This is a genomic window from Streptomyces sp. NBC_01618, from assembly GCF_045209435.1.
Classification (GTDB): domain Bacteria; phylum Actinomycetota; class Actinomycetes; order Streptomycetales; family Streptomycetaceae; genus Streptomyces.
Window position 1 is genome coordinate 7,700,859 of sequence record NZ_CP109297.1, and the last position, 23,720, is coordinate 7,724,578.

General features: G+C 69.2%; 24 protein-coding genes and 1 pseudogene. 10 read left to right on the forward strand and 15 right to left on the reverse strand.

Features of this window, described 5'->3' with window-relative positions; all coding sequences use genetic code 11:
• The first annotated feature begins 514 nt into the window (after positions 1-514).
• Positions 515-802, forward strand: a complete 288-nt coding sequence (locus OH735_RS35870) for a GNAT family N-acetyltransferase (RefSeq protein ID WP_406385849.1) — start codon at positions 515-517, stop codon at positions 800-802.
• A gap of 92 nt (positions 803-894) precedes the next feature.
• Here the strand turns inward: OH735_RS35870 and OH735_RS35875 are convergent, their stop codons facing one another.
• Positions 895-1,476 (reverse strand): TetR/AcrR family transcriptional regulator, encoded by a 582-nt coding sequence (locus tag OH735_RS35875; protein WP_406385850.1) that lies wholly within the window; start codon positions 1,474-1,476, stop codon positions 895-897.
• 62 nt (positions 1,477-1,538) lie between these two features.
• Between OH735_RS35875 and OH735_RS35880 the strand changes: the two genes are divergently transcribed.
• On the forward strand, positions 1,539-1,841 hold the full coding sequence (locus OH735_RS35880) for a hypothetical protein (protein WP_406385851.1): 303 nt from the start codon (positions 1,539-1,541) through the stop codon (positions 1,839-1,841).
• A gap of 131 nt (positions 1,842-1,972) precedes the next feature.
• On the opposite strand, the gene OH735_RS35885 is transcribed toward OH735_RS35880, so the two are convergent.
• Positions 1,973-2,599 (reverse strand): isochorismatase family protein, encoded by a 627-nt coding sequence (locus OH735_RS35885; RefSeq protein WP_406385853.1) that lies wholly within the window; start codon positions 2,597-2,599, stop codon positions 1,973-1,975.
• A 418-nt stretch (positions 2,600-3,017) separates the two neighbouring features.
• On the opposite strand from OH735_RS35885, the gene OH735_RS35890 reads away from it, so the two are divergent.
• Positions 3,018-3,785, forward strand: coding sequence for an SDR family NAD(P)-dependent oxidoreductase (locus OH735_RS35890; protein ID WP_406385855.1), 768 nt, complete (start codon positions 3,018-3,020; stop codon positions 3,783-3,785).
• A 118-nt stretch (positions 3,786-3,903) separates the two neighbouring features.
• A pseudogene (locus tag OH735_RS35895) lies at positions 3,904-4,369 on the forward strand (transposase); the annotation flags it as partial.
• Positions 4,370-4,841: 472 nt separating this feature from the next.
• On the opposite strand, the gene OH735_RS35900 reads toward OH735_RS35895, so the two are convergent.
• The 4 genes from OH735_RS35900 to OH735_RS35915 are packed head-to-tail and all read right to left on the reverse strand — an operon-like array spanning position 4,842 to position 8,258.
• Complete coding sequence (locus tag OH735_RS35900) at positions 4,842-6,086, reverse strand: cytochrome P450 (RefSeq protein WP_406385856.1); 1,245 nt, start codon at positions 6,084-6,086, stop codon at positions 4,842-4,844.
• Positions 6,083-7,039 carry an amidohydrolase family protein gene (locus tag OH735_RS35905; protein ID WP_406385858.1) on the reverse strand — a complete coding sequence of 319 codons (957 nt, stop codon included), beginning with the start codon at positions 7,037-7,039 and terminating at the stop codon, positions 6,083-6,085. The genes OH735_RS35900 and OH735_RS35905 overlap by 4 nt, the downstream gene beginning before the upstream one ends.
• Entirely contained in the window at positions 7,036-7,923 is an 888-nt protein-coding gene (locus OH735_RS35910) for an NAD(P)-dependent oxidoreductase (RefSeq protein ID WP_406385859.1), read from the reverse strand. Before OH735_RS35910 ends, OH735_RS35905 begins: the two co-directional genes overlap by 4 nt.
• The gene (locus OH735_RS35915; RefSeq protein ID WP_406385861.1) at positions 7,920-8,258 is read right to left on the reverse strand and encodes an antibiotic biosynthesis monooxygenase family protein; all 339 of its coding nucleotides are present in this window, start codon (positions 8,256-8,258) and stop codon (positions 7,920-7,922) included. Before OH735_RS35915 ends, OH735_RS35910 begins: the two co-directional genes overlap by 4 nt.
• Positions 8,259-8,769: 511 nt before the next feature.
• Here OH735_RS35915 and OH735_RS35920 point away from each other — a divergent pair.
• A complete protein-coding gene (locus OH735_RS35920) occupies positions 8,770-9,123 on the forward strand; it encodes an MgtC/SapB family protein (RefSeq protein WP_406385863.1) in 354 nt (117 codons plus the stop codon).
• 24 nt (positions 9,124-9,147) lie between these two features.
• Here the strand turns inward: OH735_RS35920 and OH735_RS35925 are convergent, their stop codons facing one another.
• From OH735_RS35925 to OH735_RS35955, 7 genes are all read right to left on the reverse strand, one after another.
• Positions 9,148-9,912, reverse strand: coding sequence for an ABC transporter ATP-binding protein (locus OH735_RS35925; protein WP_406385865.1), 765 nt, complete (start codon positions 9,910-9,912; stop codon positions 9,148-9,150).
• Entirely contained in the window at positions 9,909-10,709 is an 801-nt protein-coding gene (locus tag OH735_RS35930; RefSeq protein ID WP_406385867.1) for an ATP-binding cassette domain-containing protein, read from the reverse strand. Before OH735_RS35930 ends, OH735_RS35925 begins: the two co-directional genes overlap by 4 nt.
• On the reverse strand, positions 10,706-11,533 hold the full coding sequence (locus OH735_RS35935) for an ABC transporter permease (RefSeq protein ID WP_406385869.1): 828 nt from the start codon (positions 11,531-11,533) through the stop codon (positions 10,706-10,708). The genes OH735_RS35930 and OH735_RS35935 overlap by 4 nt, the downstream gene beginning before the upstream one ends.
• The gene (locus tag OH735_RS35940; protein ID WP_406385871.1) at positions 11,530-12,495 is read right to left on the reverse strand and encodes an ABC transporter permease; all 966 of its coding nucleotides are present in this window, start codon (positions 12,493-12,495) and stop codon (positions 11,530-11,532) included. Before OH735_RS35940 ends, OH735_RS35935 begins: the two co-directional genes overlap by 4 nt.
• The gene (locus OH735_RS35945) at positions 12,495-14,012 is read right to left on the reverse strand and encodes an ABC transporter substrate-binding protein (protein WP_406385873.1); all 1,518 of its coding nucleotides are present in this window, start codon (positions 14,010-14,012) and stop codon (positions 12,495-12,497) included. Before OH735_RS35945 ends, OH735_RS35940 begins: the two co-directional genes overlap by 1 nt.
• 47 nt (positions 14,013-14,059) lie before the next feature.
• A complete protein-coding gene (locus OH735_RS35950; RefSeq protein ID WP_406385875.1) occupies positions 14,060-14,800 on the reverse strand; it encodes a DUF1684 domain-containing protein in 741 nt (246 codons plus the stop codon).
• A 742-nt stretch (positions 14,801-15,542) separates the two neighbouring features.
• Positions 15,543-16,142, reverse strand: a complete 600-nt coding sequence (locus OH735_RS35955) for a DUF4232 domain-containing protein (RefSeq protein ID WP_406385876.1) — start codon at positions 16,140-16,142, stop codon at positions 15,543-15,545.
• A gap of 261 nt (positions 16,143-16,403) precedes the next feature.
• Here OH735_RS35955 and OH735_RS35960 point away from each other — a divergent pair, with 261 nt between their 5' ends.
• Both OH735_RS35960 and OH735_RS35965 read left to right on the forward strand, forming a co-directional pair.
• Positions 16,404-16,874, forward strand: coding sequence for a hypothetical protein (locus tag OH735_RS35960; protein WP_406385877.1), 471 nt, complete (start codon positions 16,404-16,406; stop codon positions 16,872-16,874).
• The gene (locus OH735_RS35965; protein WP_406385879.1) at positions 16,871-17,608 is read left to right on the forward strand and encodes an ABC transporter permease subunit; all 738 of its coding nucleotides are present in this window, start codon (positions 16,871-16,873) and stop codon (positions 17,606-17,608) included. Before OH735_RS35960 ends, OH735_RS35965 begins: the two co-directional genes overlap by 4 nt.
• A 6-nt stretch (positions 17,609-17,614) precedes the next feature.
• On the opposite strand, the gene OH735_RS35970 is transcribed toward OH735_RS35965, so the two are convergent.
• The gene (locus tag OH735_RS35970; RefSeq protein ID WP_406385881.1) at positions 17,615-18,076 is read right to left on the reverse strand and encodes a universal stress protein; all 462 of its coding nucleotides are present in this window, start codon (positions 18,074-18,076) and stop codon (positions 17,615-17,617) included.
• 221 nt (positions 18,077-18,297) lie between these two features.
• Between OH735_RS35970 and OH735_RS35975 the strand changes: the two genes are divergently transcribed.
• The 3 genes from OH735_RS35975 (at position 18,298) to OH735_RS35985 (ending at position 21,618) form a co-directional block, all read left to right on the forward strand.
• Complete coding sequence (locus OH735_RS35975) at positions 18,298-20,997, forward strand: GNAT family N-acetyltransferase (RefSeq protein WP_406385882.1); 2,700 nt, start codon at positions 18,298-18,300, stop codon at positions 20,995-20,997.
• Between the two features lie 73 nt (positions 20,998-21,070).
• On the forward strand, positions 21,071-21,268 hold the full coding sequence (locus OH735_RS35980) for a hypothetical protein (protein ID WP_406385883.1): 198 nt from the start codon (positions 21,071-21,073) through the stop codon (positions 21,266-21,268).
• Complete coding sequence (locus OH735_RS35985; protein ID WP_406385884.1) at positions 21,268-21,618, forward strand: CBS domain-containing protein; 351 nt, start codon at positions 21,268-21,270, stop codon at positions 21,616-21,618. Before OH735_RS35980 ends, OH735_RS35985 begins: the two co-directional genes overlap by 1 nt.
• A gap of 765 nt (positions 21,619-22,383) precedes the next feature.
• Here the strand turns inward: OH735_RS35985 and OH735_RS35990 are convergent.
• Entirely contained in the window at positions 22,384-23,460 is a 1,077-nt protein-coding gene (locus OH735_RS35990) for a YbhN family protein (protein ID WP_406385885.1), read from the reverse strand.
• Between the last annotated feature and the right edge of the window lie 260 nt (positions 23,461-23,720).

A 23,720-nucleotide genomic window follows, 5' to 3' on the forward strand; every position in this document is an offset into this window, starting at 1 on the left:
CCACGGACGGGTCGCCCGGCCGCCTCGCGGTGGCACGGGCGACCCAAGCCCGCGGATCCCGATCGCCGAGCGCGCCGAGCCCCGCAGGATCGCCCTCGGCGGCGAGTCCGGGCAGCGGGGACAGATGATCAGCGCACACGTCGGAGGGGAGCACCGGGTGCGCGTGGTGTTCGCTGCGGACGAGGGGCTGTGGTTCTCGGGACGCAGACGGGTCGTCGTCGCAGGGTCCCGTGCAGGCGGACGCCGGACCTTGACGTGTGGTCTACACCACTATATGTTCCGACGCGCAATCAACATCTGACGTCTGAGGTCTGGTGTCCGGGTGTGTGTCGAAGCGCCCAAGTGCCGGTCTCCTGGGAGGCGTTCCGCTTCATGAAACGTCCAGTCACCGGGCTGTTCGCGACCGCCGTTCTGACCGGCCTGCTCGTTGTCCCGGCGCAGGCCGGCGGTCCGCCCGGAGCTGGCCACGAGAACCGCCTCGTGCAGCAGGACCTCGCCGACCGGGGCGAATCAGGTGCGCGTCGAGCTCGGCGGCCAAGCGGAAAACCGCCTGGTGGGGGCAGTAGAGGTGGACGAGCTCGCGGTCAGCCCGCACGCCCGCGGACAAGGCCTTGCGGGCCGCATTCTCGACCTCCTCTGCGAGGGCGCGACCGATTGCTGGCTGCCGACGGCGCCGAAGGCGCAAGATGCGATCAGGCTCTACGAACGGCTCGGCCGGCAGCGTCTGACCAAACCCGCGGCGAACATCGTGGTGTTCACCCGCTCAGCCAGGGGGCCGGCCAACTCGTATGCCTCCTCATGAGACTCCCATGACCCCTGGCGGGACCCGCGGGGATGAAGATCCGCATGGGTCGCCGCCCCGCTCCGGAAGAGATTCTCGACGGGCACTTCCCCTCAATGCCTCGGTCGCATCCCGGCGAAGAGAGCTTCGATGACACGATCGACGTAGTCGTGGGTCAGTGGTTCCCGGGCGATCAGGAACTGGAAGTACAGCGGACCGGACAGGATCGCCATCGCCAGGTCCAGGTCGAAGTCGGGCGACAGTTGCCCCTGGTCGCGGGCCGACTTCAGCCGGGCGACGGTCTTGTCGGCCTGCGGGGTGATGAAGCGTTCGTTGAGTGCGGCAGCGACCTGGGGATCGTGCTGGGCCTCAACCACCAGGGCCTGGTACAGGGGCCCCAGGGGCGGCCCGCTCAGGAGGTCGACAGCCGCGTGGATCTGCTTGCGGAGGTCGGCGACGATATCGCCGGTGTCGGGGTAGTCCAGGCCGGGCGCGTTCAACGACAGGAGCGAGTCGAGGAACAAGGCGCCCTTGGACGGCCAGCGGCGGTAGATCGTGTGCTTGCCGGCGCCGGCGCGGGCCGCGACCGCTTCGATGCTGAGCTTGGCGTAGCCGACCTCCTGGCCCAACTCCAGCGTGGTCCGCATGATGGCCTCGGTCCGGTCGGCGGCGCGACTGCTGCGTTTGGCGGTCATGCCGCCACCATAACGGAACGGTACGTGCCGTATTGACAGCTCCGGCCTTCCTTGGGCTGGCCATGCCCGAACGGCTGACGGGGCGGGAGCTGCTGCGTTTCACCGGTCTGCTGCGCGGCATGGACCGCGCCGAGGTCGAGCGTCGCGCGGGGGAACTGCTGCAGACCCTGGGTTTGGACGCGGCCGAGTGCACCCTGGTGATGGAGTACTCCACCGGCATGCGCAAGAAGGTCGGCCTGGCCGCCGCGTCGCTGCATGCGCCGAAGCTGCTGGTGCATGAGCCGCTGGAGGCGGTTGATCCCGTCTCGGCGGCTACCAACAAGGCGATCTTGCTCTTGGAAATGATCTCCGAGAGCGCGGACTGAAACACGCCGTCGACCCGGTGGTGGACACCGCATTCACCGGTGTCGAGGACCAGCTGGGCATCACCGCCGCCTGCCGGCTGACCGGCCGCTCCCGCGCCACGCACTGCCGCCGATTGTGGCCCCCACCACCGTTATGCCTTGTAGGCCGCGGAGATCTGGCCGACCAGGACGGCGAACGGCATGTCGAGGGCAGCGTAGAGGTCACCGGCCTCGGGGCGCGCGTTGTCGGCCAGGGCCTCGACCATGAAGGTGGCGTAGTCGCCGACGACGACGCCCGCCTGCTGCATGCGCAGCAGTCCGGCCTCCCGCTTGGCCCGGCTGAAGGTGCCTGAAGCGTCCACGGCGACGTACGCGTCGTACCCGGCGGCCGTCGCGGAGATCGCGGGCAGTGCCGCGCACACCTCCAGGGATACACCGGCCAAGATCAGCTTCTGCCGCCCGGTGGCCTCGATGGCCTCGCGGACCCGGTCGTCGTGCCAGGCGTTGACCGTACTGCGGTCGATGATCTGCTGCCCGCCGGGCAGCGCCTGGACCAGCTCGGGGATGGTCGGCCCCCACATGCTGTCGGCCGCGGTGGTGGTGGCCACCAGCGGGATGCCCAGCACGGTCGCCGCTCGTGCCAGCGCCACCACGTTGTGCTTCAGCTCGCCGACCGGGATGTCCCGCACGCCTGACAGAAGTCCCACCTGGTGGTCGACCAGCACCACGGTGGCATTCTCCCGAGTGATCGACTCAAGGAACTTGCTGCGCTCGCTCATCTTCCGCTCCTTTGGGGGTTGAGTCACAGCGCTATTGGTCATCAAACTTGATAGTCAATGTTGATGACAACGTGAAGCTATAACTCGGACGATTGCCCCGCGAGCGGGTTCCAGCGTGCGGACCGTTCGCCGCTCTGCGCCCCATGACGGCTCCCGTCCGAAGTCATGGTTCGCCTCCCGCCCGCGTGACCGCCTGCGGGTTGTCTGTCCCGGTTGCCGTCCGCGGGCCATACGGGTCATGAAGTGCTGCCGTTCGATGGATGCGGCGGTCGGGTCCGATCGGCTGCCTTTCGGCTGGGACACCTTCTTTGCAGGCGTGCCGCAGGTACGTCCCGGCCCGAAGAGGAACCCGGTGTCGTGCGGGTTTTGAACCGCTTGCCGGTCGTTCACCTGGGTGGTTGAAGGAAGGACCCTTGACGTGTCTGATCCCGTAGTCCTTATCACGGGCGCGCTTACCGGTATCGGCCGCGCCACCGCCTTCGCCTACGCCCGTCAAGGCGCGAACCTTGTGGTCTCCGGCCGCCACGAGGGCGTGGGTGGACAGCTTGCCGGGGAGCTGGCCGACCTCGGCGCCCCGGCCGAGTTCGTGCGTGCCGACGTCCGCTTCGACGCCGATGTGAAGGACCTCGTCGACCGTGCGGTGGCACGGTTCGGGCGGATCGATGTCGCCTTCAACAACGCCGGCACCGAGGGATCACCCGGTCCTGTCACCGAGGTGACCGACGAGGCTTACCAGGCCACCTTCGATACCAACGTCAAGGGAACGCTGCTGTGCCTGAAGCACGAGTTCCGGGTCATGAGGGAACAGGGCGGCGGCAGTATCGTCAACGTCAGCTCCAACTTCGGCCTGATGGGTTATCCCGGGGCGACCTTGTACGTCGGGAGCAAGCACGCCGTCGTCGGCATCACCAAGGCGGCTGCACTCGAAGGCGCCGCTCACGGCATCCGGGTGAACGCGGTCGCGCCCGGCTATACCCGGACCGCTATGTACGAGCGGTTCACCGGCGACGACACGGCTCGTGCCGCGGTCGATTCGGTGCTACCCATGCACCGGGCGGGTACCCCGGAGGAGATCGCCGAGGCCGTCCAGTTCCTGGGTTCGGACAAGGCGAGCTACGTCACCGGGCACATCCTCCTGGCCGACGGTGGCCTCATGGCGGGCGGGCCCGTGTTCCCGAGCTCTTGAACCGCGAGGCCGGCGGTGGCAGGTGGTCGGTCTGGCCGGGCCGCAGGTCCATCTGACTGGCGCGCACGGCAGCGACGAGTGAAACAGCCCCGGGTTCGTTGGAGATTGGCCGACAGGGCGCGGACTACGGTGGGCCGACCACCGCCGGACCCTGAAAGCTCTCGCGTGGAAGTGCCGCACCTGCTCGCCCTGGCGCGGCCTGCCTGAAGAGCTCGGGCCCTTTCAGGCCGCGCACAAACGCCTGATCAGGTGGGCCGTGGACGGCACATGGGAACGGATCTTCGCGGCTTTCCTTGCAGTGGCGGATGCCGACGACGACGTGGACTGCACCGTCTGCCGGGCTCACCAGCATTCGACCGGAGTCAGGAAATGGGGCCGCCCGGCCGGTCCGAGCCCGAGGATCACGCACATGGTCGCTTCCGCGGTGACTTGAGCACGAAGGTCCACCTGGCCAGTGACAGCCGGGCACCGCCTCCGTCCATCCACGTGACCCTGGGCCAGACCGGTGACGCGCCGGCCTTCAAGGCGGTCATGGCCGGAATCGGGATCCCGCGAAGCGGACTCGCAGGCCAAGAACCTGCCCTGCGGCGCCCGCACGGCTCGCTCACCGCGTCCCTGGGGCCGGATCGAGAACGCCCAGGTTGCCGTCTCAGGGACTTCGCGACCAAGCCGGAACTGGCCACCACGATGGTCGAACGGTTCCTGGACGCCGGGCACCACGCCTCCTGGGTAGCCGGGGCCGAGGTCTACGGCGGCAACCCGAAACTGCGGGCCGCACTGGAGAAACGCAGCCTACGCCGGGATCTCGGTTCCGGTGGTCGGAGTCGGCACCATGGCCACGTGGCTCGGGCTGCGCCAGGCCGGACTGATCTTCACGGGCGGTGTGATGCTGCTGGCAGCGCGCGCAGGAGCCTACGCTGCGCGCAGGCCACCTGCGGCGGCGTAACCGATCGGCCGTCAGGGCCACCCGTGTTCCGAAGGATGCCTGCGACGTCCTGGCCGTCCCCGGCGTCCGGAGTGGCCCGGACGCCGGGGACGACGTTCTCCCGCTGTCGGTCACGGCACGGCAGGCTCCAGCACAACGGGCAGCTCCGCGAGGCCGCGGAAGGCCGGGAACGGAAACTCCATCCAGGGGGCCTCACGCGCGGGATCGGCCGGAGCCACCTTCGGGAAACGGCCGAACAGACCGGTGAGAGCGAGTTGTGTCTCCAGTCTGGCCAGAGGTGCTCCCAGGCAGTAGTGGATGCCGTGCCCGAACCCCAGATGGGCACTTTGCGCATTCGTCGGCCGCGTCACATCGAACTCGTCCGGCGCGTCGAATTTCCGTGGGTCGCGGTTGGCCGAACTGAGCGCGATCTGAACCAGGGATCCCTTCGGAATCAGCGCCCCGGCGATCTGTACGTCCTCGGTCGCGAAACGGAACGTCGCGCTCTCCACCGAGCCGTCGTAACGCAGCAGCTCTTCCACCGCCTGCCCGATCAGCTCCGGGTTCTCCCGCACGGCACGAAGCTGCACAGGGTGGGTGAGGAGATGGTGGACCGCGTTACCGATGAGGTAGGCGGTCGTCTTGTGACCCGCGAACATCAGCAGAAACGCCGTCGAGACCAGCTCCTGCTCGGTGAGCCCGCCGTTTTCGTCCCGGGCTGCGATGAGCGCGCTGAGCAGGTCCTCTCCCGGGCGGCTGCGCTTGCGCGCAAGGAGATCCGCGAAGTACGTGTGCAGGTCCTCCTCGGCCTTCTGCTGGGCCTGCTTGGATTCCTTGCTGAAGCCTGTGTGCGCCACGGTGGTGGACAGGCCTTGCAGCACCGACCGTTCGTCCGGCGGCACACCGAGCAGTTCACAGATCACGATGATCGGCAGCGGGAATGCGAACGCGGACAACAAGTCCACCGGTTCCCGGGTTGCGCAGCCGTCCAGCAGCGTCTCGACGATGTCCTGGATCTGCGGCCGCAACGACTCCACGCGACGCGGGGTGAACGTGGAGCCGACGAACTTGCGCAGCCGGGTGTGCTTGGGCGGGTCGGAATTGAGCATGTGATCGTCCAGAGCCACGGACGAGTCACCGAAGATCCTTCGGTAGGCATCCATGGCCCCGTACATGTCCTTGCTCAGCCTCGGATCCGTCAGGGCCGCCCTCGCGTCCTGGTACCGCGTGATCAGGTACGTATCGATGCCGTGTGGCGGCCGCATGGGGCAGACGGGTGCCGTGTCCCTGAGGTTCGCGTAGACCGGGTGCGGGTTCCGTCGGAACTCGGGGGTGCACCGCTCGGCTGCGGCGACCGGATCGTCCACTGTGGTCACGGACGGCTCCTGAGGTCGAAGAGGGTCTCGGCGTTGCCGCCGAGGATGAGCTGCTGGGAGGCCTTGTCGATCGGCAGCTTCTCGATCATGCGCATGAGTTCCTCCAGGGGCACGGACATCGGCGGCGAGTCAGTGCCGAACAGCATCCGCTCCGGCCCCAGCACCTCCGCGTTGAGGCCCAGATGCGCCGGGCTGAAGGTGCTGGTGTCGACGTACATGCGCTGCAGCGCCCCGGCCGGGTCGGCCACCGCCGGTACGGAGGACGGTGCCGACGGCGGGTCCCCGCCCCAGTGCCGGGGACGCGCCGCCGTCTGCAGGCGTTCCGGCAGGAGCGCCAGCGCGCCGCCACCCGTCGCACCGATCAGTCGCAGGCCGGGATACTTGTCCAGCCATCCCGCGAACGCGATCATGGCCATGCCCATGGTGACGTCGCCGAACCTGCCGATCTGCTCGACGAAGCCGAGGTCGTCGACCCGGTCCGTGCCGATCGGTTCGGCCGGGGCGTGCACCAGAACCGGCACTCCCGCCTCGGCCGCCAGCGCGAAGAAGGAGTCGGCCCGCGGAGAGCCGAGCAGTTCGCCGTGGACGCTGGAGGTGGTGATCAGGCCGACGAAGGCGGGGTCCGCCAGCGTCTCCCGGACCCCTTCCAGGTGGTCGTCGTCGCCGAACGGGTTGGCATACACGTACCCGCGCAGCTGGTCCGGGAAAGAGGAGATCAGCCCCGACATCCAGGCATGGAAGCTTCGGAGCCGGTCACGCGGTTGCGCGTAGTTGTCGACGCCCGGGACTCGCGCCATGGCGCCGGCGCCCACCGGACTGCCGATGATGGTGAGGTCGATCCCGGCCTGAGCGCGGGCGGCGAGCATTCCGTCGACGTCGGTCAGGCTGGGAGGCATGGGGAAGCGTCGGGCGGCCTCCGGTGGGGACAGATGTCCGTGGATGTCGATGATCACGTGTGAGTTCCCGGGTTCGGTGTGAGTGCGTGGGCGACGGCGACGCAGTCCTCGTCGCCGTGCCCCTGGTCGGTGGCGCGGACGTGGGTCTGCGCGGCTGCGGCGACGAGAGGAAGTCGCAGCCCGGCCGCCGCCGCCTGGTCCGCGGCGAGCAGGAGGTCCTTGGCCATCAGGCTCAGCCGGAAGTCGGGCTTGTCGAAGCGCCCGGCTGCCAGCCGCTTGGACTTGAACGCCATGACGGGCGAGGCGAAGCCGCTGCCCGCGATCGTGCCGAGGACGAGCTTCCGGTCGAGTCCGGTGGCGGCCGCCAACTCGACGGCCTCGGCCAGCGCCTGCACCTCGATCCCCATCAGCAGGTTGAGGAGCAGCTTCATCCGCATGCCGGAACCGAGTTCGCCGAGGTGGACGACCTCCTTGCCCAGGAGTTCGAGCAGCGGCCGCCCCGCGGTGAAGACGCGCTCCTCGCCGCCGACGAACAGCCGCAGGTCGCCGCTGCGGGCGTGCTCCCGGTTGCCCAGCATGCCGACGTCCAGAACGGAGTGCGCGTCGCCGGTGAGGCGGACGACCTCTTCGGGGGAGACCGTGCTGGCGCAGACCAGGGCGCCGGGGTACGAGCCCCCGGTCAGGATCCCGTCCGGTCCGTGCAGCACGGCGGCAAGGGCTTCGCCGTCGGTCACGGTACAGATGGCGGCGCTCGTACCCTCGACGGCATCGGCCGGATGCGCGGCGGCGACGGCGCCGGCCCGGGCGAGCGGCTCAGCCCGCTCCGCGGTGCGGTTCCAGACGCGTACCTGAACGCCCTGGTCGAGAAGGCGAGTGGCCAGGCCGGTGCCCATCGTGCCGAGACCGAGGACGGCGACAGGCCCTGTGGTGGAGTGCGTCATGACGGCACCCCCACGGTCTCCCGAATGACCCGGTAACGCAGTGACTGGGTCTGGTCGACCCAGTTGCGCAGCGGAGCCAGCAGTTCTCGGTGGTCCTCTCCTTGTTGCCAGGCGAAGAAGTGCTCGGGCGTCTCCCACTCGCTGGCGATCACCCACTGCCGGGAGTCGTCGATGGGTTCTCCGAGCCGATCGATGATGTGTCCGGGGACGCTGGCGACGGACTTCCTTATTCGCTCGTACGCGTCCAGAAAGCCCTGCTCACCGCCCTCGACGACGTGGACCGTGTACACCACGGACAGCCTGTCGGCCAGGTCGCCGTTCTGCGCAGTGCGCATGTCTCCTCCTGAAATTCGAGATCTGGCAGAGCACGACTTCCACAGACTCATGGCGCCCGTGGGTCCGCAACTCCGTGTGGGGGACAGCCCAACGGAGAGCGAGGGAGCCCCCGCGATTCGTGGCTCCGGTCGGGTGAGGACCGAAGAGCTTGCTCGCGCGTGGTCCTGGATGCCTCACACCACATCGACGGGGAACCCGCTACCCCTTGGCAATCGGATGCGGCCACGCTGCAGCGACGCCGGTTCGTCCCGGAGAGCGACAGTCCGGGGCCGGGGCGCCACGTCCGGGAGAACGCCCAGCGCGCATAGAGCGACGCTGAGCCACTCTCGTCAGCGGAATGCCGACGCGGTGCGGGGCCCGGACGCGCCGTCCGGGCCCCGCCTGGTTCCTAGCCGTTCGACTCCGGGACATCACCGGGCCAGGCCCGCAAGGACGCCGGTCTCCGCGGCTTCGGCTCCGTGCCCGTGGTGCGCCAGGTCTGAAGCGGGCCCGTACATTGGGGTACACCGCGTGAGCACCTCCCGCGGGGCACGCGAGCCCGGCCTGATCTTCGTCCGTCGGAACTCGGTGCGCGGGCTGACCGCAGCCGCCACCGTCTGGCTCACCTGCGCCATCGGCATGGCCTGTGGAGGCGGTCTGTTGCTGCTCGCGCTGGGCGCAACCGTCATCCACTTTCTCGTCGTCCGAGGCTATCCGCTGATCACGGATCGGCCGTCGATGACGTTTGCCGAGAACAGCGGAGACGTGCTGCTTGCGTACCGGTCCGGCAGCGGGCTGCTGCCCTGCATCCTTGAGAAAACGAAGTCACGCGGACTGCGGGTGGCTTCTTGCGAGGGTGACGCGGATCGGCAGTTGGCTGCGTGAAGCGCGGGGGCGCGGACCCACTGGTCAAGCGGGCAGCCGCGGCACGCTTTCGACGAGGCGACGCGTGTACGGGTGCGCGGGAGCGCCCAGCACCTGCGTAGTCCTGCCCTGTTCGACAATGCGACCGCTCTCCAGAACAGCGGTGCGTTCGCACAACGAGGCGACCACCGACAAGTCGTGGGAGACCATGACGAGCGTCAGGCCCTGCTCCTGCTTCAACTCGTTGAGCAGGTCGACGACCTTGACACGCGTGGTGACGTCGAGTGCACTGACAGGCTCGTCGGCGAGCAGCACTCGCGGGTCGCACACGGTCGCGCGGGCAATCGCGATGCGCTGGCGTTGGCCGCCGGAGAACTCGTGTGGATAGCGCTCCGCCGTGTCGGCCGGGAGTCCGACCCGCTCCAGGGCGTCGGCCACCTTGGGTCCGGCGGTGACTCGGCTGTCGATACCGAGGGAACGCAGTGGTTCGGACACGATGCTGCCGACGCGCTGACGCGGGTCCAGAGACGAGTACGGGTCCTGGAAGACGCACTGCACACTGCGCCTGAATCGCCGCATCTGCTCGCTGTCGCGCGGGTTCAGCTCCTCGCCGTCGAACCGGACGGTACCGGCGGTTGTCCGGGCGAGCCCGAGCAACAGCCGCAGCAGAGTCGTCTTGCCGGCGCCCGATTCGCCGACCAGAGCGAGGCTCTGCCCGGTCTCGACGGCGAGGGAGATGCCCTCGACGACGGGCTCGGTGTGTCCTCGGTAGCTGAAGGAGGCTCCGTTCAGCTCCAGTACCGGCGTCATCGCGCACTCCTCAGATCCAGAGCCGATTCCAGCTGCCGCGCGCTTTCCACCAGCGCCTTGGTGTACTCCTCGCGCGGGGTACGTACGACCTCGCGGACGTCACCCTCCTCGACGGCGCGACCGTCCTTCATGACCAGGACACGATCGGCGACCTTCGAGACGACCGCGAGGTCGTGGCTGACGAATAGGACGGCCATGTCCCGTTCCTGGACGAGGGTGTCGAGCAGGTCGAGCATGTCGGACTGCACGGTGACGTCGAGAGCGGTGGTCGGCTCGTCCGCGATGAGCAGCTTCGGGTCGCAGGCCAGTGCCATGGCGAGTGCGATGCGTTGTCGCTGTCCGCCGGAGATTTCGTGCGGGAAGGCGCGGGCGATGCGGTCGGGCTCGGGCAGCCGCACTTGCTCCAGCGCCTTTGCGACAGCCCGCTTCAGTTCGGCCCCCTTCAGCCTCCGCCTTCTGGCCAGCGGTTCGGCGATCTGCCTGCCGACGCGCATCAGCGGATCGAGTGCGGTGAGTGGCTCCTGGAAGACGATGGCGGCGTCCCGGCCCCGTACACCCGTGAGCTGTTTCTCGCTCGCGCCCACGATCTGGGTGCCGACGAGCTCGGCGCTGCCGGTGGCCGTCATGCCGTCGGGCAGCAGGCCGAGCACGGCGAGCGTGGTCAGCGACTTCCCGGAGCCCGACTCACCGATGAGGCCCAGGCGTTCACCGGGTGCCATGGTCAGCGAGAGACTGTCGACCAGGGTGCGCCCGTCAGCCGCACGGATCGTGAGGTCAGTTACGTCGAGGACGTTCATGCGCGCCTTTGCCGGGTCGCAGGGTCGAGGGTGTCGCGCAGTCCGTCGGCGACGAGGTTCACGCCGATGACGAGCAGGACGAGAAGGATGCCGGGGGCCAGCGCGCCTGCCGGGGCCGTGGTGAAGGTGGCCTGCGCCTCCTGGAGCATGCGGCCCCACGAGGCGTTGGGCGGCGGTGCTCCCAGACCCAGGTAGGAAAGGCCGGCCTCGGCCAGTACCGCGAGCCCGAACTGGAGGGCCAGGTTCACCACGAGTGTCGGCCAGATGTTGGGCAGTACGTGCCCGGCTACGATCCGCGCCCATGACGTGCCCGATGTGCGCGCGGCCGTGATGTAGTCCTGAGCAAGGACCCGCTTGACCAGGATCCGCACCAGCCGTGCCACGACCGCGCTCTGAGCGAGGCCGATCGCCAGCACGGCGGACCCCAGCGTGGCCGAGCGGGCGGCGACGATGAGCATCGCCAGCAGCAGCGTCGGGAAGGCGATCAGGATGTCGAGGAACGCGGAGAGCGTATCGTCGAGCCACCCCTGCGCGAACGCCGCAAGCACGCCCAACGCGCCACCGAGGGCGGCCGCGATGAGGACCGATCCCAGGCCCGCTTCGAAGGCGATACGGGAGCCGGTCATCAGCTGGGTGAACAGATCGCGGCCGAGCTTGTCGGTGCCGAGCAGATGGCCCGCACCGGGGCCTGTGAGCCGTCCGCCGGACGTGTCGTCGGCGGCGTACGGAAGCCAGAAGAGCGAGACCAGTGCGAGGACGGCGATCAGACCGGCCAGGACGCATCCGATGGCCAATGTGTACGAGCGCTTCGCCGACTGCTTCATCGGACACCTCCCGAGAGCCTGCCGCGCAACCGCGGATCGATGATCCGCTGTGTGAAGTCGGCCGCGAAGCCGATGATCAGCACCGCGAGCGTGGAGACGAACAGCACGCCCTGGATCACCGGATAGTCGTGTTGCGCTATGCCGGTCGCGAGCAGCGAGCCGAGACCAGGGAGCGCATACACGGACTCCACGACCACCGCGCCCAGCAGCGTTGACGCCAGCTCGATGCCGAGGATCGAGATCACCGGTACGGAGGCGTTGCGCAGCCCGTGCCGCCACATGGCCCGTCCGAACGACGAGCCCATGGCTCGTGCGGTACGCAGATAGTCGCTGCCCAGTACGTCGAGTGCGGCCGACCTGACGTAGCGGATCAGCGAGGCGCTCATCACGAGGGCGATGGTGACGACGGGCAGGGTGAGTGAGCGGATCGCCTCGGCCGGCTGTGCCCAGCCGTCCTGCGGGAAGCCGCCCGCGGGAAGCCAGCCCGCGTTCAGGGCGAAGACGGCTATGAGGATCATGCCGAGCCAGAACACGGGCACGGCGATGCCCAGTTGAGACACTCCATTGAGCAGGACGCCGTACCAGGTCCGGCCTCGGTGTGCGGCTACGAAGCCCACCGGAACGGCGATGAGCACCGCCAAGGCGAACGCGGCCAGTGTGAGCGGGATGGTGACGTTCAGCCGGGAGCCGATCTCGGGCCCGACCGGCAGCGAGCTGACGAACGACGTACCGAGGTCACCGCTCGCCAACTGCCCGATCCAGTGGATGAACTGCTCGGGCAGCGGCCTGTCGGAGCCGATGGAGTGCCGTGCCGCCGCGATCTGCTCGGGGCCGGCGCCCACCGAGGTGAGCGCGTTCGCGGGGTCGCCCGGCAGTATCCGCAGCAGCACGAACAGGACCACGCTCGCGAGCGCCAGCGAAACCAACAGGAAGGCGAGGCGGCGCAGGAGGTACCGGCCCATCAGCCCTTCTTGATGTCGTAGGCGAAGAACTGGGAGTTCAGACCGTTGACCGGGTAGCCGGACAGCTTGCTGTTGGCCACGACGATCTGCGGGTACAGGTACAGCCAGTCGCTGGCCGCGTCCTCGGCGGTCTTGCGGTTGACCTTCTTCAGGAGTTCGGTCTGCTCAGCGGTCGTGGACGCCTGCTCGGCCTCCTCGACCCACCCGGTGACCTGCTTGTTGTCGTAGCCCCAGTAGAAGTCGGGGTTGCCGTACCAGACCAGGTCGCGGTCGTTGACGTGTTCCTGAAGCGTGGCCGTGAAGTCGTGGTTCTTGTAGACCTTCGTGTACCACTCGTCCGGCGTGATCGTGTTGATCTCGACGGTGATGCCGACCTCGGCGAGCTGCGACTTGATGAAGGTCGCCGCTGTGGGGTGCGGGTCGTAGTTCGGGGTGTCGAGCGTGAAGGAGAAGCCCTTCGCGTATCCCGCCTCGGCGAGCAGCTTCTTGGCGCGCGCGGTGTCATAGGCGTTGACCTCGGTGAGGTCCTCGTACCACGGGTCGGTGGGCGGCACCATGGAGCCGATGGGCTTGCCGTAGCCGCCCCAGACGGACTCCAGCAGCTTCTTGTCGTCGATGGCCGCGGAGACGGCCTGGCGGACCTTGACGTCCGTGAAGGGCTTGGCCTTGTCGTTGAAGGCGAGCAGCAGCTTGGTCGTCGAGTTGCCGTCGTTGACCTTGTAGTTCTGGTTGCTCTTGAACTGGTCGAGGGCGTCGGGCGACTGCTCGCTCGTGACGACATCCACTGCGTTGGTCAGGAGCGCGTTGTTCAGAGCGGTCGCGTCCCTGTAGTAGTGGAAGACGACCTGCTTGTTGGCGGCGGCGTCACCCCAGTAACCGGCGAACCGGTCGAGGCTGAGAGCGGAACCGCGAGTCCACTTGTTGAGCTGGTACGGGCCGGTGCCGTCCTCGGCCGTCTTGAGGCCCTTCGCCTCGGAGTTGATGATCCAGACGTAGGAGAGGTTGTAGACGAAGGAGATCGACTTCTTCGACAGCTGGACCTTCACCGTGCGCGCATCGGGCGTCTCGATGGACTTGATGACCTCGAGATTGCTCTTGCGCGCGGACTGCGAGTCCTTCCCGATCACCTTCTCCAGGCTGTACTTGACGTCCTGGCTGGTGAGCTTCCTACCGCTGTGGAACTTCACACCGTCGTGCAGGGTGAAGGTGTACGTGAGCCCGTCGCCGCTGACCTTGTAGTCCTGGGCGAGCAGATTCGCGACCTTGCCGTCGTCGGTGAGCTTGAACAGCCCTTCGTAGACGTTCCCGTTGAGCGCCTCGGTGACGCCCTGGCCGCCGCCCGCGGTGTTGTCGAGGTTCTGCGGCTCGTAGAGCGAACCGATGTTGATCGTGGCGTTCTTGTCGTGCGTTCCTGTGCCGGCGCCGTCCGTGTGGGAGCCTGCGCCGCAGGCGGTGAGGGTCAGGGCGAGGGCGGCGGCGGTGGCTCCGCCGTACAGGGAGGTCTTCTTGATGCTCATGAGGAGTACGCGCTTTCGTGCTGCGAGGCGGGGGAGTACGGGGTTGATCAGTGCTGCGCGGGGAACCCGTCGCGGAAGACGGGGCGCTTTTCTCCGGCCTCGACCGACAGGTGCAAACGGTTTTGCCGCGGCGGCATCGGACAGTTGTACTGGTCGGAGAATCCGCAGGGCGGCACGAAGGCACGGTTGAAGTCAAGGAGGACGCGACCCTCGCCGGTGTGAGTGACGAAGAGGAAGCGCCCGGCACCGTAGGTGATGTCGCCGTTGGTGGGGTCACCGAAGACGAGCAGCAGGGTGCCGTCGTCGTCGAAGGCGCTCAGTGTGTAGTCCCGGCCGTCCAGGGTGAGCTCGATGTCTCCCGGCACGACGAGATCCCGGGTGCCGCCGTTGTCCCGGATGTGCTCGAATCCGACCCGCCTGGCACCTGGCACCTGGGCGTACGAGGCCTCCAGCACCCAGGCCGGGTCGTACGGGAAGACATCGGTGCGATCGAAGTTCTGGATCGCGGGGGACCGGGCGTCCCAGAAGCGGAGACCGTACTCGGGCCGGCCGGTGACGAAGTCGGTGCGCTCGACTGTGGTGACGGTCACGGAATTTGGCTGTCCGGCACGTGCCGCATCGAGATCGGGGCGCTCACCGGCCGGGACCCAGCGGGTCTCGACGAGGGCGAGATTCCCGGTGGCCGAGGTGATGGAGCGCCGCCGCTCGACGCGCCACGCCTCCCAGTCCTCGGCGGGGTCGGTCGGCTGGTCAGGGACTGCGGCGGCTTGGGACACGGCATTTCTCATTCACGTAGAGGTTCGTCGGTAGCCACGCCACGAATGTCACGCTGCGTGAACTTCAACCCAAAGGATCCTCTTTATCTTCCATAAGGCGAGCTAATGTCAAATCGGACCGCAGAGTGAGACCGGGACGGAGTCGATCCCGTTTTCGTCGCGAAGAGACTGGGGCGCAGCCCGACCCGGGGGGCGCAGGAAGGTTCGCGTCGCGGAGGGTCGGACAGTCGGGTCCCGATGCCGTCGCGGCCCGCGCTCACCTGAGAGTGACCTGCCGTGCACGGTGCCGGGAGTGTCAGTACTTCCTCCGGTTGCGCGAGCGTCCGCGTGACCGAAGAGGCCCGGCATGCCGTCTGAGTGCAGGTAGACCGTGTGCTGTTCGGGTACCACGCCGCCGTCCCGGATCGACTCTTTTGACTTGTAAGTGAGTTGACGAGCCGTCATGAAATTGCGTGGGTAGTGGACGGCGGTGGGGCTCCTGATGCCAGGGGTCCCACCCGCCCCGCACTACCGCGCCCGGGGCTCAGCACCTCGTCCGTGGCCGGCACCTCGTCGGCGAGCAGCGCACAGCCTGGCGGGGTGACAGCGGACCCGGGGCACTGGCCCGGAGCGGGAGGCCAGTGGCGTCGTGCCCGCGACCCGTCGGGCAGTGTCCCGGGTGGTCCGTCGCCCGCTTCACCTCGATCGGGTCTTTCTTCCCGGCGGCGGCCGAGAAGGCGTCTTGATGACGCCACCCCGGGCCGGTCGCCATCCGTCAGCCGCTCACCGCTGTCGTCCTGAAGAGGTCGCCGCAGATGAGGGGCTGGGAGGTGCGCAGGGTCAGGGCCTGGCGGGAACCGGGCGGGTAGACCCGGAGATAGTCGGGCCGTTCCCAGCACTCCGAGCCTTTGATCCCGCGGTTGAGGGTGTGCAGGGTGACTTCGGCTGAGTCTTTGGCCCCGATGACGGTGACCCGGCCCGCGGCGCCCTCCCGTTCGGCGGGTTCGCCGATCATGCTGCCGTCGCGCCTGATCAGGGAGACCCCGGGGAAGCCGGCCAGGGTGCAGGAATGCGAGGACTTGTTCACCAGCGTGAGCCGGTAGTGGATCTGGCCCGCGCCTGCGTCGCCCTGCCTCAGGCTCATGGTCAGCGCCTCGGTCGTGCAGCGCCCCGGACCGCTGCCGGCGGCCGGGGCGGATGTGGCGGCAGATGCGCTCGGGGTGGCGGACCCGGCGGGAGCGGGCTCGCCCGGGGCTACGGGCGCGTCTGGGGCGGTGCTGTCGCGGGCCGACCTGCTGGATCCGGCGGGTTCGGCCGACGGGGAGGCGCCGTCGTTGCAGCCGGCGGCGCCCATGGTGAGGGACACGACCGCCACCGGGACGAGGGCGTACCGGCGGAGCCCGCGCCTCCTGCCGGCCGGTCCGTGCCCGCGGGGACGGAAGGATCGTGCGGACGGTGGGGCGATGGTTCGCGCAGTGGAGTCCATGGTTCTCGCCTGCTCGCTTCCGTGCCTCCTGAATCATCCACTCCGGCGCGGGTTCCGGACCGTGCCTGGCGCGAGCGGCGGCCGGAACCGGCGACGGACGGCCGGGTGCGGCCGGGGGACCGCGTGAGTCAGGGCGTGGTGCATGAGGGAATGGGGCCCCGACCCCAGATCTTGGACACCGGCGGGTACGGGCCGATCCGCCGGATCGTGGCTCACCTGGCGGCCGACGCCGTGCCCGAACAGAGCACCGTGGTGGACGTCGGGTGCGGCACGGGCTACTACCTGGCCGGCGACCTCGAGCAGCTGTCCGATGCCTGCGGTCTGGGCCTGGACACCTCGGCGCGCGCCCTGAGCGCGACGGCCCGTGCCCATGAGCGAGCAGCCGCCGCGTTTCTTCGTCGGTGCTGTGGAGCCCGCGCCGAACGGGCATCACTGCACGTCGTCGTGGCGTGGGGACGGTCAACGCAGCGTGGGCGCGGGCGTCACGGCACGACAGAGTCCGTTCTCACAGCGCGAGAACGGAGTGTGCGCGAGAGCCGACGATGCGGCAACGTCGAGGTCTCGTGCGGCCAGGACGCCGGCACACTGGACAACTTTCCCGTCAACGGGGTGAAGTCATGAGCGCCTCCGCGTCCGTCGGCGAAGCCAGGACAGCACGGCGGGACGACGACGACCCCGTCGTCCCTGCCCGCCACCCCGGGCGCTGGCTCGCTCTGCTGAGCCTCGCCGTCCTCGCCACGATGGCCGTGCACCTGCTCGTCACGAACGAGCGCCTGCAGTGGCCGGTGGTGTGGCAGTACCTGTTCTCGAAGCCGATTCTCACCGGTGTCGTCCGCACCCTCGAACTCACCGGCATCGCCATGGTGATGGGCCTCGTGATCGGGATCGTGGTCGCGATCGGGCGGCTCTCTCCCAACCCGGTCCTTTCCAAGGTGGCCTGGCTGTACTCGTGGTTCTTCCACGGAACGCCGCTGTTGGTGCAGCTGCTGTTCTGGTTCTACCTCTCGGTGCTGCTGCCCAGGATCTCGATCGGGATCCCGTTCGGGCCAGGGCTGGCCTCGGCCGGTACCAACACCCTGATCACACCGTTCCTCGCGGCCGTCCTCGGCCTCGGCCTCAACGAGGGCGCCTACATGAGCTGGATCGTCCGCTCCGGCATCCTGCTTCGAACTGGCGACGACGGAACGAACTCCGGTCAGAGGCAGTGGGCTGTCCACCTTGCCGTCAGCTCCGGCCGACGCCCCAGCAGCTGTGGGATGCCGGCCCATGGTCGCCGGACGCACGATCCCGCGGTGTCGGTGAACCGAAGCGTCTCACGGGGGACAGGCCACGGCGCCAACGTCGGTTTCCGGTAGGCGGGTTCATTTCTCGTGGTGGCGGGGACCGCGTACGACGACGACGGGACACGAGGCGTGCTGGACGCAGTGCTGGCTGACCGAGCCGAGTAGTGCCTCGGCGAATCCGCCGTGCCCTCGGTTGCCCACTACAAGCAGCCGTGCCCCGGCGGCGGCATCCAGCAAGACGGCGGCTGGGTGCCCTTGGGCAGAGCGGGGACGGATCTCGACCGGTTGTTCCGGCCCGAGGACCTCGTTGATCACCCGGTCGAGGAGCTTGCGCGCCTGCTCCTGGTAGTCGGCCGGCTTCGTGTCCGCGGGTGGTGCCAGGCCGTACCAGCTTGTCGGGAACTCCCAGGCGAAGATCGCGTCGACCACACCATCCATCAGCTCAGCCTGGTCGGCCGCCCACCGAAGTGCAGCCTTCGACGGCTCGGAGCCGTCGACGCCCACCACGATCCGCGGAGCGGACGTCGCGTTGTTACTCATTCGCCCACCTGCCTGCTCCCGAGTGGTTTCGCTTTCCACCCTCCCTTGACGAGCAGCGGTCCGCCACCCCAGCCGACGGGGCGTGCGCATCATCGCCAGCCCTCTCCCACCGCACCCGGGGGCCGGTCGGTCCCCGGGTGGCCCCGGAAGGCCCCTGTGGCCGGGCCGCTCGGCGTCCCATTGTGGGATTGCTGTCCTCCGGATCCGTGAGAGGTGCTGCGATGACACCCGGCGTCCCGGTTACCCCCGAGGTCTCCGCGTTGCTGGCCGACGGGAGCACGGTGCGGCTACGCCCCGCCCAGCCGGAGGACCACGCGTGGGTGCTGCGGCTCTACGACAACATGTCCGCCGCCAACCTGCGCAGTCGGTTCTTCGGAGCGAGCAGGCTCTCCGGTGCGCAGGCCGCCGACCGGCTCTGCGCAGCGCCCGCAGAGGGGCACCGTACCCTCGTCGCAGTCTTCGCCGACCGGCTGGTCGGCGTGGCCGATTACGAGACCGCCGACGACCCCGCCTCGGCGGAGTTCGCCATGGCGGTCGCCGACGACTTCCACCACCGTGGCGTGGGCACCCTCTTGCTGGAGCATCTCGTGCACGCCGCCCGCGCGGACGGTGTCACCGCCTTCACCGCCGACGCTCTCACCGACAACCGCCTCGTCCTCAAGGTCTTCGCCGATCTCGGCCTGCGCGTCACCCGCCACTTCGACGGCGGCACGGTGCGCTGCGTCATAGGCCTGGCCCCGGACGAGCGGTACTTGGCGGCTGTCGACAGCCGCGACCGCAGCGCCGACACCGCAAGCCTGCGACCGCTGCTGCGCCCCCGCTCCGTGGCGGTGGTCGGCGCCGGAACACGGCCGGGATCGGTCGGACGGGCCATCCTGCGCAACCTGCGCGACGCCCATTTCCCGGGCCTGTTGTACGCGGTCAACCCGCACGCGCACGCCGTACTGCGCATTCCTGCCTTCACCTCTATCGGTGCTCTCCCTCATCCACCCGACCTCGCGGTTCTCGCCGTTCCGGCCGCCGCCGTACCGGAGACCGCCGCTCAGTGCGGCAGGGCCGGGGTACGGGCCTTGGTGGTCGTGACATCGGGCCTCGGTGCGAGGCGGACAGCGGACCTGACCACGGCTTGCCGCCGCTGGGGAATGCGGCTGGTCGGTCCCAACTGCCTGGGCATCGCCAATACGGAAGAGTCCGTCCGCCTGGACGCGACGTTCGCCGTCCGCAGGCCGCCACCGGGCACCGCGGGGATCGCTGTGCAATCCGGCGGCGTTGGCATCGCGCTCCTCGACGGGCTGTCGCGCCTGGGCATCGGCATCTCCAGCTTCGTCTCGCTCGGCGACAAACGCGACGTGAGCAGCAACGACCTGCTGCGGTGGTGGGAGTGCGACGGCAGGACCGACCTGGCCCTGCTGCACCTGGAGTCGTTCGGTAACCCCCGGGTGTTCTCCCGCACCGCCCGCCGTGTTGCCCACCGGATGCCGTTGCTGACGGTCGACGCCGGGCGCTCCGCAGCCGGCCGCCGGGCGGCCGCCTCGCACACCGCGGCGGCGGCGACCTCGACCATCACCCGGCGGGCGCTGTTCACCCAGGCTGGTGTGACGGCCACCCGGACCCTTGGCGAACTCCTGGACACCGCGGCCCTGCTGCACACCCAGCCGTTGCCCGCGGACGGCCGCATCGCGGTGCTCTCCAACGCGGGCGGGGCCGGTGTGCTGACCGCGGATGCCTGCGTGGACGCCGGGCTGACCGTGCCCGAACTCCCCGTGGACCTCGCCGCTGCGTTGCTCGCCGTGCTCCCGGACGGTGCGGGTGCCGCCAACCCCGTGGACACCACGCCCGCTGTGAGCGCACCGGTACTGAGCGAATGCGTGGAGCAGCTCGCACGTTCCGATGCGGTCGACGTTGTCCTGGTGGTCCTGGTGCCGACCGCATTGGCCACAGCGGTCGGCGACGAACTGGGCAGCGCCCTGACGGACCCGGTGCCGCACCACCGTCCCGGCTGTCCCGTGGTTGCGGTCCTGCTCGACCAGGCCGAGCGGGTCCGGTTGCTGCCCACGACGGACGGGCGCGCGGTTCCCGCCTACGGCGAACCGCAGTCGGCTGCCCGCGCTCTGTCCTACGCGGTGGAACGTGCGCATTGGCTCGCCAGGCCGCACGGCAGCGTGCCGCGGCCGACCGGTGTCGACACCTGCGGAGCACGCGCACTTGTCGACGCCTGCCTCGCGAGGACGCCGGAGGGTGGCTGGCTGGACGCGCGCCAGACCGGGGAACTGCTCGGGCACTACGCAATTCCCCAACTGCCGCAAGCCTGTGCCGCCACAGAGCAGGAGGCGGTCGACGCCGCCGGACGCCTCGCAGGCCCCGACGGCGGTGTGGCGCTCAAAGCGCAGTGGCCCGGACTCGTCCACAAAAGCGAACAGGGCGCCGTGCTCCTCGACCTTCACGGTGAGGAGCGGGTACGGGCGGCCCACCGCGATCTGAGCGCCCGCCTCGGCGAGGTCATGACCGGCGTCCTCGTCCAGCCGATGGCCCCTCGGGGCACCGAACTGCTGGCCGGGGTCTTCCAGGACGAGGTCTTCGGCGCGCTCGTCCTCTTCGGGCTCGGGGGCACCACGAGCGAGCTGTTCGCCGACCACGCGGCGCGACTCGCCCCGCTCACCGACACCGATGTCCACGAACTGATCACCGCACCGCGCTGTGCTCCGCTCCTGTCCGGATACAGAGGTGGCGGGCCGGTCGATCTCGGCGGTCTTGAAGACCTGTTGGCTCGCCTGTCACTCATGGCGGACGATCTTCCCGAACTCGCCGAGGCGGAATGCAACCCGGTCGTCGCCCGGCCCGACGGCATCACCGTCGTCGACGCACGGATACGTCTGCTGCCGCGCCGGGCCTGGGATCCCTACTTGCGCAGGCTGCCGTGAGCCGCGCGGTCCGGAAGAGGGCACGAGATCCGGAGGAGGGCACGAGACTAAGCCCCGGAGGGTCGGAAGCGTGATGACCGGCGATGTCGTCAGGGCACTGCGCGCGACCCTGCGTGAGGAAACCCAACGATGGCTGGCCGAGCACGACATCAACGGGCTGCCCGTGGTGGATGCCGACGAGCAGGTGATCGGGGCAGTGGCCTACGTGACCGATCTGCAACGCACTCGGCAGGTGCCGGGCCGGAACGGGTCACTACCGCGGGCGAGCTGATGTCCGTCCCGCCGCTCACCGTCTGTGCCGACGATTCCCTCGCCAGGGCGGCCCGGATCACGACCGAGCAGTGTTTCGAGCGGCTGCCGGTGCCGGACAAGGAGGCCTGCCTGGTCGGGATCATCACCCGGCGCGATCTGTTGCAGATATTTGTCCGTCCGGACGCTGACATCCGCAAGGAAGTGACCGACGAGGTGATGTCCGTCGTGCGGTGGCTGAGCCCGCATACGGTGAGCGTCACCGTGCACGGCGATGTGGTGAGGTCGTGCGGCGACGTGGAGAATGGCATCGGTGCTGCAGCAAAGTGCCGGGCCCGTCGAACCATGCGGTGGTCCGGCCGCCGGCTTTGAGGCCCGTCGGCACCGCTGTCTCTCCTGTCCGGACAGTGCCATCGGGCGTCGTCCACCGCACCGGTGCCTGGATATTGCCGCCGTCCACACCCGGGGAATCGATCCCGACCACGGTCGGCGGATTCTCGGTCAGAACCACCGACACGCTGTGCCACCCCCGACTTCGCTCGTGAGCCCCGAAGTCTCCCGCTCGCGCGGCGGCCAGGCCAGCACACGGAGCCGCCACGGCGATCAACACCGCTGTGGCCAGTACGAGTTAGGATTCCGCGACGTCCGAGCCGCGCCTGAGCGGGTCGCGCAGCCAACGCCAGAAGACCGTACCGAATGGCATCGCGCGCCCCTTTTCGATTACCTCCCAACCGTCTCACGTTTCTGCTACCGCACAGAGGGGCCGAACGGCTGGCCAGCTTGTGCCGTACACGCCGGAAGCGCGGGCGCGGGGCCGTTCCCCCTGACGCGCCCGCGGGCTGCGCGCCACGATGGGTGGGTCGGACGCCACGCCGGACCACAGCGTGGAGGGCATCATGAGCGACACAGATGGATTCTCACCGCAGAGGCCGGTCCGCGTGTTCCTGCTCGACGATGCCGGCACCGCCGACCACGCCCTGGCACAGGTACCGGCACTGCGTCCGGACCGGCCGCTGGGATCACCGGTCCGTGCCCCGGTGAGCCACCGGAGCCAGGCGACAGGAGGGTCGGTCGGGTGCCTGGGTAACCAGGGCGGACAAGGTTCTCGCGGCGCCCCGTGGAGACCCAGCGACGCTCTCATCCGGTGTGCCGGTCAGGTCCGGCGCGGTGGTCCGCGCGTCGCGAGCTGAAGGTCAGACCGAGCCAGCACGCCCAGCCGATGGGTTGCAGCGCCCAGTAGCTCACGATCCGGTAGAGCAGCGTGAGCGCGATTGCCTGGTCGATGCGCAGCCCGTACAGCACGAGCAACGTTGTCAGGCTGGCCTCCACCACACCGATACCGCCCGGCGTCAGCCGCAGGCTGCCCGTCATCTGGGTGAGCGTGTATGCCACGAGGATCCCGCGCCAGGGAATGCCGATGCCCAGCCCCCACGCGCAGGCGAGGAGGCAGGCCGCGTCGCACCCCCAGTTGAGCAGCGCGAGGGTGAAGGGCTGCCACCATGGGCGCAGCCCCGGTCGAACGGCATGGACGTGTCGGACGAGGGCGAGTAGGCCGTCCTCGATGGTCCGCAGCTGCTGGGAACGTACCCCGAGCCGCCGCCAGAGCCGCCAGAACCGGCGGCGTACCGGCCCGAAACGGGAGAGACCAGCCACAGCGCCCACCATCGCGCTGAGGACCGCCACGAGCCCGAGCACCACGGGCCGCAGCGCGCCGAGCCCCGCGGAGCCGCTCGCCAGCGCACCGGTCACCAGCAGCGCAAAGAGCGCGGCCACCGACAGCACACCCGAGACGGCAAGCACGGCTCCCGCGAGTACCTGTCCGACACCCCTGCGCCGCAATTGCGTGAACATCCATGCAGCCGCGAACGCCGCCCCGCCCGGCAGTGCCCCGGCGACGGCGTTGGCCGCCAGCACGATGGTCCCGACGACCCTGAGGCGCAAGCGCGCCCCGCCCATCCGCAGCAGCCACTGCTGCAGTGCGATCAGAGCGCCGAGAGACGCTGCCTCGAACCCGGCGACCAGGACCAGCCGGGGCAGCCGGACTGCGGTGATCAGGTGCGAGGCCGCAGCCAGGTCGTGGCGACGGTACACCGCGACAACCGCCGCGATCACCATCAGGGCTACGGAGCCGAGCCACCACGGCCGACGTGGCGCCCTGAAGGGTGCGGCAACGAAGCCCTCGCCGTGCTCGACGTTCTCGTCCGCGCCGTCCATGTCGGACACCGTACGGCGCCACACCCTCCGACGAGATGAGCCGTAAGCGAACCGTCCTGTACCGGGGCCGCCGGCGGCCCCGCCGTCCGCGCAGCTGTCCGCGGGAGGCGCCGGGACGGACCACTCACCTGACGAACGTGCAGTCGGAACGCGCAGCGGCCTGCCTGCCCGCCCCGGGGCACGCACAGGCAGGCACGGGCCCCAGCCCGCCCGTTTCCCCGTCGGGACCGCGCGTGACCAGGCCGCGACTCGGTGCGTTC

Coding starts and splice junctions, on each gene's coding strand:
- OH735_RS35965 (WP_406385879.1), top strand. CDS start 16,871: ATGAGCGCCTCCGCGTCCGTCGGCGAAGCCAGGACAGCACGGCGGGAC.
- OH735_RS35980 (WP_406385883.1), top strand. CDS start 21,071: ATGACCGGCGATGTCGTCAGGGCACTGCGCGCGACCCTGCGTGAGGAA.
- OH735_RS35925 (WP_406385865.1), bottom strand. CDS start 9,912: ATGACGCCGGTACTGGAGCTGAACGGAGCCTCCTTCAGCTACCGAGGA.
- OH735_RS35915 (WP_406385861.1), bottom strand. CDS start 8,258: ATGCGCACTGCGCAGAACGGCGACCTGGCCGACAGGCTGTCCGTGGTG.
- OH735_RS35940 (WP_406385871.1), bottom strand. CDS start 12,495: ATGGGCCGGTACCTCCTGCGCCGCCTCGCCTTCCTGTTGGTTTCGCTG.
- OH735_RS35975 (WP_406385882.1), top strand. CDS start 18,298: ATGACACCCGGCGTCCCGGTTACCCCCGAGGTCTCCGCGTTGCTGGCC.
- OH735_RS35990 (WP_406385885.1), bottom strand. CDS start 23,460: ATGGACGGCGCGGACGAGAACGTCGAGCACGGCGAGGGCTTCGTTGCC.
- OH735_RS35950 (WP_406385875.1), bottom strand. CDS start 14,800: ATGAGAAATGCCGTGTCCCAAGCCGCCGCAGTCCCTGACCAGCCGACC.
- OH735_RS35880 (WP_406385851.1), top strand. CDS start 1,539: ATGCCCGAACGGCTGACGGGGCGGGAGCTGCTGCGTTTCACCGGTCTG.
- OH735_RS35935 (WP_406385869.1), bottom strand. CDS start 11,533: ATGAAGCAGTCGGCGAAGCGCTCGTACACATTGGCCATCGGATGCGTC.
- OH735_RS35910 (WP_406385859.1), bottom strand. CDS start 7,923: ATGACGCACTCCACCACAGGGCCTGTCGCCGTCCTCGGTCTCGGCACG.
- OH735_RS35885 (WP_406385853.1), bottom strand. CDS start 2,599: ATGAGCGAGCGCAGCAAGTTCCTTGAGTCGATCACTCGGGAGAATGCC.
- OH735_RS35985 (WP_406385884.1), top strand. CDS start 21,268: ATGTCCGTCCCGCCGCTCACCGTCTGTGCCGACGATTCCCTCGCCAGG.
- OH735_RS35970 (WP_406385881.1), bottom strand. CDS start 18,076: ATGAGTAACAACGCGACGTCCGCTCCGCGGATCGTGGTGGGCGTCGAC.
- OH735_RS35930 (WP_406385867.1), bottom strand. CDS start 10,709: ATGAACGTCCTCGACGTAACTGACCTCACGATCCGTGCGGCTGACGGG.
- OH735_RS35945 (WP_406385873.1), bottom strand. CDS start 14,012: ATGAGCATCAAGAAGACCTCCCTGTACGGCGGAGCCACCGCCGCCGCC.
- OH735_RS35960 (WP_406385877.1), top strand. CDS start 16,404: ATGGGGCCCCGACCCCAGATCTTGGACACCGGCGGGTACGGGCCGATC.
- OH735_RS35875 (WP_406385850.1), bottom strand. CDS start 1,476: ATGACCGCCAAACGCAGCAGTCGCGCCGCCGACCGGACCGAGGCCATC.